The organism is Mucilaginibacter sp. GW821-FHT07G05, assembly GCF_059418565.1.
In genome coordinates this window covers 650587-664570 of sequence record NZ_JBWKQC010000002.1, presented here as the reverse complement: position 1 = coordinate 664570, position 13984 = coordinate 650587, and the positions used below count along the sequence as shown (strand labels likewise).

The 13984-nt window shown below is 50.5% G+C and carries 18 protein-coding genes; all 18 read left to right on the top strand.

Translation table 11 applies throughout. From position 1 onward, the window contains the following. Positions 1 to 37: 37 nt before the first annotated feature. Entirely contained in the window at positions 38 to 532 is a 495-nt protein-coding gene (locus tag AC07NA_RS07235) for a hypothetical protein (RefSeq protein ID WP_494896904.1), read from the top strand. A 393-nt stretch (positions 533 to 925) separates the two neighbouring features. Further along, on the top strand, positions 926 to 1900 hold the full coding sequence (locus AC07NA_RS07230; RefSeq protein WP_494896902.1) for a relaxase/mobilization nuclease domain-containing protein: 975 nt from the start codon (positions 926 to 928) through the stop codon (positions 1898 to 1900). A 13-nt stretch (positions 1901 to 1913) separates the two neighbouring features. Beyond that, complete coding sequence (locus AC07NA_RS07225) at positions 1914 to 2546, top strand: ParA family protein (protein WP_494896900.1); 633 nt, start codon at positions 1914 to 1916, stop codon at positions 2544 to 2546. Further along, positions 2534 to 2884, top strand: a complete 351-nt coding sequence (locus AC07NA_RS07220; RefSeq protein ID WP_494896899.1) for a hypothetical protein — start codon at positions 2534 to 2536, stop codon at positions 2882 to 2884. Before AC07NA_RS07225 ends, AC07NA_RS07220 begins: the two co-directional genes overlap by 13 nt. Next, positions 2881 to 3165, top strand: a complete 285-nt coding sequence (locus AC07NA_RS07215; protein WP_494896898.1) for a hypothetical protein — start codon at positions 2881 to 2883, stop codon at positions 3163 to 3165. Before AC07NA_RS07220 ends, AC07NA_RS07215 begins: the two co-directional genes overlap by 4 nt. Beyond that, a complete protein-coding gene (locus tag AC07NA_RS07210; RefSeq protein WP_494896896.1) occupies positions 3165 to 3458 on the top strand; it encodes a DUF4134 family protein in 294 nt (97 codons plus the stop codon). Before AC07NA_RS07215 ends, AC07NA_RS07210 begins: the two co-directional genes overlap by 1 nt. Positions 3459 to 3666: 208 nt before the next feature. Continuing rightward, the gene (locus AC07NA_RS07205) at positions 3667 to 3972 is read left to right on the top strand and encodes a DUF4134 domain-containing protein (protein WP_345214018.1); all 306 of its coding nucleotides are present in this window, start codon (positions 3667 to 3669) and stop codon (positions 3970 to 3972) included. Next, on the top strand, positions 3972 to 4259 hold the full coding sequence (locus AC07NA_RS07200; RefSeq protein WP_494896895.1) for a plasmid transfer protein: 288 nt from the start codon (positions 3972 to 3974) through the stop codon (positions 4257 to 4259). The genes AC07NA_RS07205 and AC07NA_RS07200 overlap by 1 nt, the downstream gene beginning before the upstream one ends. After that, positions 4237 to 6960 (top strand): TraG family conjugative transposon ATPase, encoded by a 2724-nt coding sequence (locus AC07NA_RS07195; protein WP_494896894.1) that lies wholly within the window; start codon positions 4237 to 4239, stop codon positions 6958 to 6960. Before AC07NA_RS07200 ends, AC07NA_RS07195 begins: the two co-directional genes overlap by 23 nt. Next, positions 6941 to 7618: a hypothetical protein gene (locus AC07NA_RS07190; protein ID WP_494896893.1), complete on the top strand. Its 678-nt coding sequence runs from the start codon at positions 6941 to 6943 to the stop codon at positions 7616 to 7618. Before AC07NA_RS07195 ends, AC07NA_RS07190 begins: the two co-directional genes overlap by 20 nt. A gap of 33 nt (positions 7619 to 7651) precedes the next feature. Continuing rightward, the gene (locus AC07NA_RS07185; RefSeq protein WP_494896891.1) at positions 7652 to 8314 is read left to right on the top strand and encodes a hypothetical protein; all 663 of its coding nucleotides are present in this window, start codon (positions 7652 to 7654) and stop codon (positions 8312 to 8314) included. Beyond that, positions 8311 to 8973, top strand: coding sequence for a hypothetical protein (locus tag AC07NA_RS07180; protein ID WP_494896889.1), 663 nt, complete (start codon positions 8311 to 8313; stop codon positions 8971 to 8973). Before AC07NA_RS07185 ends, AC07NA_RS07180 begins: the two co-directional genes overlap by 4 nt. Next, a complete protein-coding gene (locus AC07NA_RS07175) occupies positions 8970 to 9749 on the top strand; it encodes a hypothetical protein (RefSeq protein ID WP_494896887.1) in 780 nt (259 codons plus the stop codon). The genes AC07NA_RS07180 and AC07NA_RS07175 overlap by 4 nt, the downstream gene beginning before the upstream one ends. Further along, positions 9746 to 10903, top strand: coding sequence for a TraJ family protein (locus AC07NA_RS07170; RefSeq protein ID WP_494896885.1), 1158 nt, complete (start codon positions 9746 to 9748; stop codon positions 10901 to 10903). The genes AC07NA_RS07175 and AC07NA_RS07170 overlap by 4 nt, the downstream gene beginning before the upstream one ends. A 67-nt stretch (positions 10904 to 10970) precedes the next feature. Continuing rightward, positions 10971 to 11585 carry a conjugative transposon protein TraK gene (gene traK, locus AC07NA_RS07165; protein WP_494896883.1) on the top strand — a complete coding sequence of 205 codons (615 nt, stop codon included), beginning with the start codon at positions 10971 to 10973 and terminating at the stop codon, positions 11583 to 11585. Beyond that, entirely contained in the window at positions 11563 to 11973 is a 411-nt protein-coding gene (locus AC07NA_RS07160; RefSeq protein WP_494896881.1) for a hypothetical protein, read from the top strand. The genes traK and AC07NA_RS07160 overlap by 23 nt, the downstream gene beginning before the upstream one ends. Before the next feature lie 12 nt (positions 11974 to 11985). Next, a complete protein-coding gene (gene traM / locus AC07NA_RS07155) occupies positions 11986 to 13134 on the top strand; it encodes a conjugative transposon protein TraM (RefSeq protein WP_494896880.1) in 1149 nt (382 codons plus the stop codon). A 44-nt stretch (positions 13135 to 13178) separates the two neighbouring features. Further along, positions 13179 to 13979 (top strand): DUF4138 domain-containing protein, encoded by an 801-nt coding sequence (locus AC07NA_RS07150; RefSeq protein WP_494896878.1) that lies wholly within the window; start codon positions 13179 to 13181, stop codon positions 13977 to 13979. Positions 13980 to 13984: the final 5 nt, after the last annotated feature.

Below are 13984 nucleotides of genomic sequence, written 5' to 3'. Positions count from 1 at the left end.
GGCAATAGCTGAATTTGCATTAAAAACAACCTAATTCATGATCATTTTCGAACATGTACGTTGCCCGCTGCACCGATACACCTTTTCCGTAAAACCCATCAGAAATTGGGTTGAAAAGAATTGCGAAGGACATGTTTTGAATCTCTTTGCAGGCAAAACCATATTATCAGTAAAGGAGGTGCGGAATGATATTAATCCCGGGATGCCTGCCGACTACCACGACGATGCAGTGAATTTTTTAAGAAGCTGGCGCGGAGAGCCGTTCCAAACCATTCTGCTTGACCCGCCGTATGCTTATCGAAAAAGCATGGAGTTATATAACGGTTATATCTGCAGTCCTTTCAGGCAACTGAAAGATGAGGTGAAAAGATGTCTGCTGCCTGGGGGAATAGTCATCACATTTGGCTACCATTCCGTCGTTATGGGAAGCGGACGGGGATTCTTACCTGAAAGAATCGCGTTGTTTAGTCATGGCGGGGCCATTCACGATACCATCGGAACCATAGAACGATATACAACTGCAATTCGATAACGGAGTAACTGCTAATGAAGGTACATGTTTTTATAGCTATAAAGTTTAACAGTTATAAAGTTGCAGGCCTCCAAAGATCGTTGCAGCAGCGGTAACACAGATCTCTCGATACGCAGTTCCACCGTTATCCAGATAAATTTTATACAGGTTTTGTGATATCAAGTTGCATGACTATGCGGATGCATTGCTGTATTCGTACCTGATTCCTGGGATAGTAAGATTCGCTGTTATTTAAAAACGGTGATTTGCCGATACACGTTGATTTAGCTTCATACATACAGTGCTAAGCGGATATAGGCTTAGGTAACTATACGGATTGACCGCTATCGTCTTATATTGTTAGCCGACGATGCTGATACAGAGTACCGCGGTTTTCCAGCTACTTTTCAGGAAATGATCATCAAGATTTTGGAGAAGCCTTCAAGGAATTTTGCAGGTGTCAGCTATAACACCACGAAGATTGACCGCAATAAAGGGGAACTGATGAAGTTCGCCAACTTTGGCGCCCTGCAGGCACTGCATAAAACGAAACCACAGGACATCATCAACTACTTGAAAATGGTCGCTTCACAGAACCAGCGTGTCAGCAATACGCAGTTACACGCCGCGATCTCGGCTACAGGCAGGCAATACGATAAACATGAGCTGACCGCCATAGCAGAAGCCTGGTTGAAGGAAATGGGATATCATACTCAACCTTACCTCGTGGTCTTTCACAAGGATACGGAGAACAACCATGTGCATCTCGTCTCCAGTCGAATCGACCGGCAGGGTCGGCAGATCAATCGGGACTTTGAGCATGTCCGCAGCTTACGGGCGCTGGATAAAGTATTGGGATATACAACCGCATTACAATACCGTTTCAGTACCATCGCTCAATTCTACCTGGTTATTGAAAGCCTGGGCTATCCCGGAAAAGATTACCCCGATCAGGATAAGCTGATGGAGAAGATCGCAGGCAGGAAACCGGATACCGGGCGGATCGCTGAATTGAAAACCTTGTTTTTGCTTCACAAATCCCATCCGGACTTTAAAGAAAAAATGCGTTCAGATCACCGGATCGACATTATCCTGCACGCGGCAGAAGGCAAAAAACCTTACGGCTATTCTATCGTGGATCACGAGACCCTCCAGGTGTTTAAAGGCAGTGAGATATTGAGCCTTAAATATCTCCTTGAAAACAATGTCGTTCCTGTGGAGAACACGGTACCTGTAAAAACTATGGCTGCAGGTTTGATCGCTGATGAAAAAGAAACGGATCACGCCGACTATATCGGCCCGGTATGGATCGCTGACGATGTCGACGACGAATCCGTTTATGGCCGAAACCGTCAACGAAAAAGGAAAGCGGGCACTAACACACGTTAATTCACCTATATATATGATCACCATTATCGGAAACCAAAAAGGGGGCGTCGGCAAAAGTACGCTCGCAGTGCTGGCTGCCAACTATCTAACCATGGCCAGGGAATGGCCCGCTACTATTGTCGATATGGATTACCAGCAGTCCATCATGCAGAAATACGATAAGGCTAAGATCCTGGAGAACAAAGAGAACTACGAGGTAGTTCCCGCGACACTGGATATGTACCCCTTGTTAAAAAATGTCCTGAAGAATAACAGGGACGAAAATATGGTCGTACTGATCGACCTTCCGGGTAAGCTGGACGATGACGGCCTTATACCGGTATTCCAGTCGGCAGATCTTGTCATTTGCCCTTTCGCCTACGAGGAGTTCACCTTTGAATCCACCATACTTTTTACCGTGGTCGTCAAAAAGATCAACCCAAACATCGCTATCGTTTTCGTCCCCAACCGGATCAAGGCCAATGCGAAATTCGAGATCATGGCCGATGTCAATGAACAGCTGCGGAAGTTTGGCAGCATTACGCCGGTTATCCCCGACAGGGTGGACTTCCAGCGCATCACCACCTTTATGACACCGCTCACCTTACACCCGGTCGTCGCGCCGGTATTTGAAGAAATTTTTGCACCCCGCTTATGGAACAAATGAAATCGCTGGCAGACCAGCTCAGGGAACAGCTGGCCAAGCCCGCTGCCCAACAACTCAAAAAAAACAAATCCCTCAAAGGTGCCGAAAAGAAAAGTTCCGGTAAACCTGCTACCTCGCCTACTATACTGAATGACATTCATGCCTACGACACCGCCGGCAATAAAAGCATGGTGCATGCGCGGTTTGACAGCAAGACCGTGGATATCCTGAACAAGTTTAAGATGGCCACCGGGGTCGATGTCAGCAAGACCGTGGCCTTCGCCGTATACCATTTATTGGCTACCCAACCCGAAATCAAAACAATTATCAAACAATACATTCAAAACACAGACTTATGATATGGATCAAATTCAGCCTCTGGCTACTACTACTTTATGGCTTCTATTATGCCGTCATCATTGGCTGGGACTACCACCGGCTCCGCAAACCTCCCGCTGGCTCCGGTGATGAGGAGCTGACCTTTATGGTGGATGAGGATAAAGCGCAGACAATTCCCGACGCGCCGTCATCAGGGGATATTGCCTCCGCGGTCATCGCTTCCGGGGGCGTCAGCATCAGGCAGACCTTCTCGCTGGCAAGGGAAGAAGCGATAGAATTTACCCGTGCCGTCAGCTTCTGATGCGCAGGACTTTATTATTTGTTTCCTTCTTGCTCTCGGCATCTTCCGTATTGGCGCAACCGGGGATTGCCGAGATGCAGCAGGCCGAACGCCAGATCGGCAATGCTTTCTTCCCTGCCTTTGATTGCGCGATGGTGCTCGCGACCATACTCGGGATTACCGGCGCGGTCAGGATCTACCATAATATGCAGGCGGGTAAACACCATTTTGACCGGGAAGCGGCCAACTGGTTTTACGCGGCCCTGTTCATGGTACTATCCGGTGTATTTCTCAGGGCGTTGTTCGGAATCTGAACGCCTGTTTTACTAAGGCTGCTCTCCGCAGCTATAAAAGATTCCCGTCATTTTATACTTAACTCCTGCAAGCAGTTTATTCTGCATCAAGAAAAAATGAGGTCAACCTCCGGGCGTTGTTCGTGATCTGAACGCCTTTTTTTGGTTGGCCGGCCCTGCGCTCCGCGGGCTATAAAAGATCTCCGCCAATCATTTTTTCTCCTTTTTAATGTTTCACAAAACAAAAAAAATCTGGGCGGCAGCGATGTTGCTGGCCCTTTCCGTTCCTGCATTTGCCCAGAACGGCGTAACCGGCTTAAACACAGCGACTGCTTCACTTAAGACGTACATCGGGCCGGTCACCAACATTACCCTTGTCATCGGTGGTATCGTAGGCATCGTGGGTGCGATACGCGTGTATTCGAAATGGAACTCTGGTGATCAGGACATCAACAAAGAGTTGATGGGCTGGGGCGGTTCCTGCGTGTTCCTGGTCGTATCCGCGCTGGTGGTCAAAGCCTTCTTCGGACTCTGATGGCGCGTAAGTATGCTGTATACAAGGGGCTCCAAAAGCCCCTTGTGTTCAAAGGCTTCAAGGGAAAATTCATCTACTGGGGCATCGCCTCACTACTGGCCGGCCTCATTCTCGGCGCTTTAACCATGACTTTGATCAATATGTGGCTCGGCGCCATCGTACTGGCCGGCTGTATCGCCGGGGGACTTCTGTTCACCGCGACCAAACAAAAAGGCGGACTCTATACCAAAAGCCGCTCCTCCAAAATCTACCTACTCAATCATTATGGCCGTAAAAAACCTATTTGACATACCCTATGCGGGAATAGACAGACACGGCGGTTATGACCTGCTGATCGGCCTGTCCGGCGAAGTATCGGTCATTATCCGGATGAATAACCCGGTCATCCGTTATTCAGCCTACCCTGCCGGATACGAGGAGTTCCACCAATTATTTAATAATATTGTCAAACTGCTCGGCGATGGTTACCTGTTGCAAAAACAGGATATCATCAGCCACGCTGATTACCAGCCGCCGGAAGCCGCCGAATATCTCCAGCAACAGTATAATGATCACTTCAGGGGAAGGGATTGCCTTCGTGTCGAAACCTACCTGGTCATTACCCGCCGCAATAAAAAGGGGGCATTTTATCAATACGATAGCGGCGCGATCATGGCATTGACCCGTGTTGCGGAAAAGGTTTGCGACCTCCTGCCTTTCGGTAAGGTCCTCGATGAAGCGCAGATCAATCATCTGACCCTCCGGATCCTCAGTATGGATTTTCGTTCACCGAACGTCAGCCTGAACAACCTTGCCCCTTCGGAATCGGAGATCAGGATGGGCGACAGTTCGCTGCGCAGCATTACCCTGGTAAATATCGACAGCATCGATCTTCCCACAGAAGTATCCACGCATCTCGAAATAAATGGCAAGGAAAGTATTCGGGGTTTCCCGGTAGACCTCCTGTCCTTCCTGTTTAAAGTTCCGGGCTGTGAGGTCATCCTGTTCAACCAGCTGATCGATATTCCGGACCAGACCGCTGTGCTCCGCAAACTGGAACAAAAGAAAAAAAGACATGCGGGTATCCCCGACCCGGCCAACCAGCTATGTGTAGAGGATATCGACCTGCTGCTTAACGATGTGGCCAGGGAAAGCCAGCTGCTGGTGAATGCCCATTATAATATCCTGATCGCCGGGCGGCATGAATTGCTGCCAAAAGCCACCAACTACATTGAAAGCGCCTTATTCGGGATGGGGATCATCCCCAGTAAAAATGCTTACAACCAGCTGGAACTGTTCCGCAGCGCGCTTCCGGGAAATGGTGTTGAACTGAAGGAATACGACTGGTTCCTGACCACCTGCGATGCGGCCATCTGCTTTTTCTTCAAGGAATCGTTGCAGCAGGATGAGCCCTCGGACTTTCTGCTCCGGTTCACCGACAGGCAGGGCATACCCGTTGGCATGGACCCGGCTGACCTGCCCATGCGTACCGGGCGGATCAATAATCGCAACAAGTTCGTGCTCGGGCCAAGCGGCAGCGGCAAGAGCTTTTTCATGAACGCGCTGATCGAGCAGTATATGCTGTATGAAATGGACCTGGTCATTGTGGATACCGGTCACTCCTATTCCGGTCTGTGCGCCTATTACCAGGGAAAGTATATCACCTATACCGATCAGCAACCGATCACGATGAATCCCTTCCAGATCGATGAATCCGAATATAATATCGAGAAAAAGGATTTTCTGGCTACCCTGATCATGCTGCTTTGGAAAGGCTCGGAAGGCATTTCCACCCAGGTGGAACGGGATGTGATCAGCCAGGTAATCAGTGCCTTTTACCAGCATTTTTTTAATCCGCCGGAATTTCCCGGATTATCCAAAACAGAAAGAGAGACGATTCGTACAGCGGTTGCTGAAAAGCTTAAAGAAATATGCTTACCCGAGGAAGACTCCCCGGCAGATCCGGCGGAGTTTTCAGACGTGCTTACTGACGCCGAACTGGCTGAAATTGACCATTGGTTGATGCGGGGGTTGGACGATTCCGTCGCCCGCGAATATAAATTCCGGGCGTTTTTTTTAAGGTTATATGCGCTGGATATTAAAATCCGCAAGAACACCGCCGGGGAAGCTTTCCAGTCAAAGCTCATAAAGCAGCTTGATTTTAACAGCTTCTATGAATTCGCTTTATGGAAACTCCCCGAGATCAAACGGGACGAGGGCATATCTTTTGACCTGGATGAATTCCGCTATGTCCTGAAGAAGTTCTATCGCGGCGGCGAATATGCGGCGATATTGAACGAGGCGGCCGACCAATCCTTGTTCACGGAACGTTTTATTGTCTTTGAAATTGATTCCATCAAGGAGCACCGGGTGCTTTTCCCCATCGTGACGCTGATCATTATGGATGTTTTCATCCAGAAAATGCGTTTCCGCTCCGCCAGGCGTAAGGCCTTGGTGGTCGAGGAAGCCTGGAAGGCGATCGCGAGCCCGCTGATGGCGGGCTACCTGCTTTACCTGTATAAGACGGTGCGTAAATTCTGGGGTGAGGCTATTGTGGTTACCCAGGAGCTCGGCGACATCATCGGTAACCCTATCGTTAAGGACAGTATCATTAACAACTCCGATATGATCTGCCTGCTGGACCAGACCAAATTCAGGGACAATTATGACGAGATCGCCGCGCTGCTGGCCATCAACGAAACCGAACGCCGGAAGATCTTTACCATTAATCAACTGGAAAACCAGGATGGCCGGGGAAGATTCAAGGAGGTCTATATCCGGCGCGGCGCCACCGGCGAAGTGTACGGCGTGGAAGTTTCGCTGCACCAATACCTGACCTACACCACGGAAAAGCCCGAAAAATCCGCCGTAGAAAAATACATCAAACGTTTTGGCAATTACCGGCAGGGCCTCGATGCCTTTGTCCTTGATTTCCATGCCAGCGGTCAGAGCCTGTCCGCATTTATCACCTCTGTAAATCAATCCGATCATGAAAAATTTAATGAATAGTTTTTTGCTGCTGGGCTTATGGCTGATCGCCAGTCCCGCATTCGCCCAACTCCTGGTGATCGACCCTGCCGTTTCCGGCGCGATCGCCATTAACTCCTCCACCATTAACGGGCAGCTGAACACCACCAATAACCGTCTCGACCTGATCCAAAAGGGACAGCTGGCGGTAACCGGACAGCTTACCGTAGTCAACAATCTTCAAAACCGCATCTATAACGGACTTACCCAGGTGGCGGCCGTGATCAATAACCTCAGCAACATCAAAGACATTGCCGACTGCGGGATCGATATCGTGAAGGATGTGCAATCCGCCGTTACGCTTGCCCGGACCAACCCCATACTGATATTATTTGCTGAAAAGGGCGCCAGGGAGTTTCAACTCCGCGCGACTAAACTGGCCACCGAGGTCAGCGCTTTTGTGCTGACCGGTGGCCAAAGCAATATGATGGATGCGGGGGAACGCGGCAAGCTGCTCAACCACATCGCTACCGAAATGCGTATTCTGCGCGGCATCGCTTACGGCATGAACCGCTCCATGTACTGGGCCAAAATGAATGGCATATTCCGCTCGCTGAATCCATGGGCCGAATGGCAGAGCCAGGACGTCCGCATTGCCGGCGAGGTGATCAGTAATGCCAAGTACCTCACCCACCAATAATTCAACTATTCCTTTACACTCAAAACCGCTTATATGAAAAAGTTACTGATCGGTATCTCCATGTTGTTCATGGGAGATGATGGCTTCGCCCAGAAAAAAGTATTGAACATTCCGGGCATTCACCAGCTGGTTGACCAGTCGAAATCCGAGAACATACTCCAGGTCAAGGCCCGTGACAAACAGGCTGTCGTTACCGCCAACGAACGAGCCAACCTGACCTTGCTGGAGAAACTCAAGAACCGCTACCGGGAACTGCAGCAGCGCTACAATACCCTCGGCCTGCTGATCAATGCTGCTGATATCGGCATCTCCGCCACGCCCATGGTCAACAGGATCATCAGTAACCAGGGCCAGATCCTGGTGAACGTCCAACGTAACCCGGCATTATTGGCTATCGGGTTTGATTCCGAACTGGTCTTTGCAGAAAAGGCTTACAGCCTGCTCACCTATATCGCGGGGGTGAGCCTGTCCCTTGGTGATATCAACCAGATGCGGGCTTCCGATCGCAAAATATTGTTTGATTTCGTGTTACTTGAACTCAGCCACTTACAGGACCTGTCCAATAATATGCTGGGGTTGTTTCAATATGCGAATCTCGCCGCCATGCTGAAAGCTGCCAATCCCTTCCAGCATTTCATCGATGCCGACCTGTCCATCGCCAAAGAAATTATTCAAAACGCCAATTACCTGAAATGAAAAACCTGATCGTGTTACCGATGCTGTTCCTGTTGAGTTTTGGGCGCGCGCAAAAAGTGGTTTATGATTCCCGGCACTTTACCGCGGTCAGCCAGAACGCCGCCGTACGAAGCGCTGCAGAAAACACCCAGGAACAATACCTGTCAAATATCAATAACGATATCGATAACCTGAATACCAATGTCGCGGCGGTTGTTCTGGCGCAAACCATCATTTACGAAAGCCTGTCCAATGTGAACTCCGCTTTGAAAAACGGTATTGCGGTGCGGAATATGTCGCTCCTGGTTGCTGATATGACCGGCTATGTCAACCAGGCTATCACCATGGCGCGGGGTGATCCTGCTCTTTTGCTGTTTGCGGGAAATATTTCGGCTGAATTGCGGACCCGGGCGATTGCACTGGTCAGGGATGTTTCCGGTTATATTTTGAAGGAAGGGAACAACGTGCTGGCCGACTATAACAGCCGTGACCAGCTCTTACGCAGGGTCACCCAACAATTACAGATCATGAACGGCCTGGCATACGGTGCCTGGAAAGCCATGTACTGGGCAAAACAGCGCGGGGTGCTCGCCTCGCTAAATCCGGTGGCCGGATTCATCAGCCAGGATCGCCGGTTGGCCGAACAGATCATTATCAACGCCAAATTTTTAAAACCATGAAAATATTAGCTCCTTTATCCGTATGCCTGCTGGTCCTGTTTAGGAACTGCATGGCCCAGGCCTCCTACCGGGACGAAAGCATCCGCTACCAGCAGGAACGGATGGTGTTCCTGCAATGGGACAAGAAAAAGTTCACCCCCAAACCGGGCTTCTTAAGCCTAAACCCGAATTACTGGCTCACCTGGGGTCTTTTCCATCCCAATTACTACAAAAAAGACCTGCGCCCCCTGAGCGCGACCGGGCCTCAAACGCAAAGACTGGCGCTGGCCGGCACACTCAATGCTATTGACGACAGTTATAAATTACAGTCGGACACCACCCGCAATACCGCGCTTTCGGAAGTGGCCAACTACAGTGGCCTGGTGACGGAGCTCGATCCCTTATGGCGTCTGTACTACGGCCGTGAATTACGCCCAGTACTGAATACCGATCATGCCGCGGTGCTTACCGGATTATCGCCACAGGTAAAAGCCAAACTGATCACGGAAGGACTGTTCGACTGGTATACTGAAGAACTGGATATGCTGCGGGAGCGCGTCGAGGCTGCGCATTCGGCCGACATGGACCGCGGGGCCAGGATCATGGCCTATCACCGGCTGCTGATGGAATACCGCAAGCTGGCCGGGATCTGGGCCATCAGAGTCGCGACCGCCGCGAAAACCATCCGCATGAACGCACAGCAGCAACAGGTTCAAACAGGTCAGTTGGCTGTCAACAACTGGACGCCGCAGAGGGACGTGCAGATCGCTAACGAAGTCTTAAAACATGTACAATGAAAAAATTCAGCTTACTCATTATTGGCGTGTTGGGTTCGGCATTACACGCGCGATCTCAATCGGCTTCATCCCCGCAAAGCACCACAACCCTGGAATTTTTGCAGGGTGACGGCGTCTATGAAACGGGGGTCATGCATTTCCTGAAAGGTCTGAAAGATTCCATCTGGAGCCATTTCGACCTGTTCATCGGGGAAGCGAAGGCACTGTCCGCGATCTTTATGATCGTCTTTTTCGCCATCAAGTCCTATGAAATGATGTCCGGCGATAAAAAAATGGAGGTCATGCCGCTGTTGCGGCCCTTTGGTTTGGCGATGGTCATTTTATGGTGGGGCACCTTTGTTAAGGTCATCGCTTTTCCGACGGACCTGGTCGCCATGCAAACGGAGCAGATGTTTGAAAGCCAGCAAACACTGGTGAACAACCTGCGACTCAACCGGGCCGACCTGATGGTCGCCGTCGCTAATTCGCTTTATACCTACCAGGCACAGGCCGAGGTCGCGGAAAAGGAAAGCGACACCTGGTACGAAGAAGCGTGGGATTCAGTATCCAGCACCGTCAAAGAAGGGATCAGCTCGGTAGTGGCACCCTTAATGGAGCTGAAGGCACGCCTGACGGTCGGCATGCAGCTGCTGTTTACCCAGCTACTCGAACTGCTGGGTATCTGGATCTTGCGGATCGCGGTCTATATTATCTTCCTGCTCCAGATCATCTATTCATCCATCCTGATCATACTCGGGCCGTTTGCCGTAGCGGCCAGTATCCTCCCGGCATTCCGTGACAGCTTCAGCACGTGGATCGCCCGGTTCATCTCGGTCAACCTGTATTCCGGGATCGCCTACCTGATCATGTATATCTGCGGCCTGATGCAGGAATACGCCATGAAATCGGAGATCAGCAAATACCAGGAACTGGTCGGGCATAACGGAACCGGCGCCAACATCGAAAAGATGGCCATATTTGCGGGAAATGGTGTACTGTCGTTTGGCACGGTCATTATTGTTTTCGTGATCGGGGCGATTTGCATGTTCACCGTTCCCAGTATTTCCACCTGGATCATTTCTACTTCCGGCATCAGCTCGGCCTCCTCAACTTTTGGCCGCAGCAGCACCTTGGTAATCAGCGGCGCGAAGAAAGCCGCAGGCGCAGTCCTTTAAACAATCAATCTGAATTTATTTACCAGGGCCGTTTGCATCGCATAGCGGCCCTTTTTTATGAACCGCCATGATCATTAAAAACATAGAGTCCAAAGTTCGGCTCGCTACATTCCTCTCGGCAGGCAGCCTGCTGGCCGCGGTCGTCATTGTGGCACTTAATGCCTATTACACTTACCAACTGGTGGCCAGCGCGCAGAAAAGCATCTATATCCTGGATAACAATATCCCGGTACTGGCCCGCCAAACCGATGTACAGATGAACAGGCCGGCCGAATACAGGGCCCATATCAGCTTGTTCCATGCGCTGTTCTTTTCCCTTACACCGGATGACAACTACATGGAATACCAGATGAAAAAAGCCATGTACCTCGTCGACGAGTCCGGCATGAAGCAGTATAACGACCTGAAAGAAAACGGCTTCTTTAATTCCATCCTCTCTTCCAGTTCGGTACTTACCCTGCAAACCGATTCCATCGGCCTGGACATGACCAAACATTATTTCCGTTACTATGGGAAATTAAAAATAGACCGGCGTAGCTCGACCGTCTGGCGGTCCCTGGTGACGGAGGGTTACCTGAAGGACATTCCGAGAAGCGATAATAATGCACACGGCGTACTGATCACCGCGTGGAAAACCCTGGAAAATAAAGACCTGCAGGATGTGGAAAAAACTACGCTCTAACCGCGATCCCAGGGATACGCTGTTATCCGAGCTAAAAAAAGAGTTCGGACCCTTTCTATTGATTGGAACGATTTGGCTGAAGCGCCTGCTGCTCACTTACCCAAGAGCCTTTTTCGGTGGAATGATTGGCCTCTTATCGGTTTCGCTGCTCTTGTCTTTTACGCTGTTCCTGCACCCGGCTAACAAAGCGAAGATTAGGCCGGAACAAGTTTCCGCTACTGCTGACGACAGTTTTTCAAAGATCATCGGGATAACGGAACGCATAGAGGAAACCATGGCATTGAAAAAAACCGTGGACAGCCTCAACCGAAAGCCTCAACTGTCCGCGCAGGATAGCGCCAGGATGATCAAAACCCTCCAACGCCTGCAGCAACTGCTTAAACGTTAAAATCTTACCCATATGAAAATAGATATCAAACAACCGAAATACGTTTTGCCGGTACTGCTGCTGCCCTTTATCTGTTTCTTTTTCTACCTCTGGCAAACCGAATTCTCTAAACCGGAACAGGTGGTCAAAGAACAAAAAGGGCTTAACCCGGCTGTCGGCGAGGTATCCGAGGATATCCGGAAAAAGAATATGGCCACCAAGCTGGACGCATTCCGGGATGCTTATAAAGACGCCTCCGGTACCAGCGCGGTCAGCGCCATTCCAAAAGAAAGCAGCAGTAACCCGGAATACCACGACCCTTATTCCAAAAGGGAAAAAGACCAGCGCATGCTGGACTCGATCAGCAAACTCGCCGGCAGCATAAACCGCCATGACACGCGATCAAGGTCGGTACCCGAAGTCGACCGTGCCATTGCGGACCTGTATAACCAGCGGCGCCCGGCTACTGTTGTAAATGCTTCCCCTCCGGAGCCGAATGCGCCGGACCCGATGGAGATATTTAAACAACAGGTGTCCTACATGGACAGCATCAGCAAGGAAAATGATCCGGAATACCGGGAGGAAAAACTCCGCCGTGCGGCGTCGGCAACAGCTGTTGCGGCTAAAGCAATTGCGCTTAAGGTCAGGCGGTCTGGTGGCAGCGCAGCAGGGTTCCACACCATCATGCCGGTCAGTACCGGCGCATTCATCAGCGCGGTGATCGATGAAAATATCACCGGGTACGGCGGTTCCCGTCTTCGCCTGAAACTCATGGAAGACATCAAAGCCGGCGACCAGGTGATCAAAAAGGGTACCTACCTGTACGCGCTGATCAGCGGGTTCTCGGAACAGCGAGTAACGCTCAATATCTCGACGATCCTTTCGCAGGATAAGATCCTGCCGGTAAATCTGCAGGTATATGATCTTGACGGTCTACCGGGTTTGTACGTTCCTTCATCCGCCTTCCGTGATTTCACCAAAGACCTGGGTGGCAATACCATGCAGGGCATCAATATCAATGGCTCATCCGGGAACAGCCAATTCATCATGAGCACCGTCGACAAGGTTTTCCAGTCGACGTCATCGGCAATAGCCTCCCTGCTGCGTAAAAACAAGGCCAAACTCAAATACAACTCCTATATCTACCTCATCGATGCCGATGCGCTGCAAGGTGCAAAGTGATAGCCATTGAACTGTATTATCCATTCCCTTAATATAAATCTTTTATGAAACATCTCATTTTTTTATTGCTGACATTGTTCAGCGGCCGCGTGTTCGCGCAATCTTTACCGGTCGTCCAGCTTCCCGGAAAGGCGACGCTGCATTTTGTTTCCCCCGAACCCATCCAATACGTGGACATTTCCACGGGCTCGCTGGAAGGCGATCTGCCGCTCCCCAACCTGTGCCGTATTCACCTGCGGGACTCGGTGAATAGTTTCACGGATGCAATCATCACCATCGCCGGGGAAACTTTTCTCGCGCAATATCACCTCGTTCCCGGCGCTGCGGATTGTCCCGCGCGCATCGAGATCCTTCCTGCCGATACCCGGCCGCTCGACATCGCGGGAATAGGCCTGTCCCAAAACCAACTGAAAAAATTATCACTGGGCTTGTTAAGTTTGAAAGTACGGGGTTCCGTTCAGAAAAACAGGGCCTTTGGCATGACGGCACGGTTGAACCAGCTATACACCCTCGGCGACTATATCTTTTTGGACCTGGCCTATGAGAACAGCAGCCGGCTGAAATATGCCATCGAAGATCTTCGCTTCGCGATAGCCGATAAAAAGATCGCGAAAGCGACCAATGTGCAATCCTTCGAGGTAAAGCCCGTATTTGTACTCCTCCCGGTTCCGGCCTTTTCGAAACGGTACCGCAACATCTTCGTATTTAAAAAAATGTCTTTCCCCGGCAACAAGATCATGCAGGTGACCCTCAGCGAAAAGCAGGTTTCGGGCCGCGTGATCAGCCTGGATATTTCCTACGGTGACATTCTTGATGCCGATACACTGCCGCCCCTGCAGCACTAAATAAT